Consider the following 831-nt stretch of genomic DNA (forward strand, 5'->3'; position numbering starts at 1 on the left):
TGAGAAAGAGCTGAAAGAAGTAAAATCTCAATTGGCGAATGCGCGCCAAAATGCCGATACCGAAAAGGCAGGCTTGGTCGACTCCCTTGACACTCGCAACCAACAAATTTCAGATCTAGAGAAGAAATACAGCGAAATCAGTGATCAACTTGCTTCTGTACAAACGGAAAATCGCCAACTGCGTGCAAAACTCGACACACAAAAAGACGACCTACTGTTGAAATACTTCATGTACGGTGGTGGTGTGGCTGGCATTGGTCTTCTGTTCGGCTTAATTCTGCCTTACATGATCCCACGCCGTAAGAAGTCCAACTCAGGCTGGGCATAAACATCAAATCGGGCCGCATTCGCGGCCCGATTTCTCTCTGACTCTTAGGCTAATGGCCCTTTTCACTCTCTCTTTAGCCTTTCCATTCATAGAGCGCTGGAATTTCGATCTGCTCTCCTTTGAACTCAACAATCACCGACTGCGCTGAAATCTCTACCAGTTGAATCTGGTTATCGATCCACTCACCTTGATGGAACTCCGCACCATTAATCTTCAACCAGCGACGTTTCGGATCGCTCGAATACATGTGTGTCTGCAAATTGAGTGGAGGCAAGCGCCCATGCCATTTTTCCGCGCTCAAATCGAGCCTTGAAACCGTTGACCTCACTTGCGGTGAATTATCGGCTTGCGTCTCCACCAGCAAGGCATTTTCGACTTTTTGCGCCAGCTCTGGCGATAAGCCTGACAGGTCGAGGTTTTCAAACAGTCGCTCGTCCTCTGTTTCTTTCTTCACTCGACATTGATGGCTCGCAACCAAAGTGGGCTTGTTTGATCGGCCACGT

The 831-nt window shown here is 48.4% G+C and carries 2 protein-coding genes; one reads left to right on the top strand and one right to left on the bottom strand.

Features of this window, described 5'->3' with window-relative positions:
* Nucleotides 1-328 (top strand): TIGR04211 family SH3 domain-containing protein (locus CIK04_RS25470; RefSeq protein WP_128824702.1); only part of this gene is annotated, 328 nt, incomplete at its 5' end.
* A gap of 73 nt (nt 329-401) precedes the next feature.
* On the opposite strand, the gene CIK04_RS25475 is transcribed toward CIK04_RS25470, so the two are convergent.
* Nucleotides 402-831, bottom strand: a 430-nt coding sequence (locus CIK04_RS25475) for a general secretion pathway protein GspB (protein ID WP_176463428.1), incomplete at its 5' end; no start/stop codon positions are given.

This window comes from Vibrio sp. 03_296 (genome assembly GCF_002265885.1).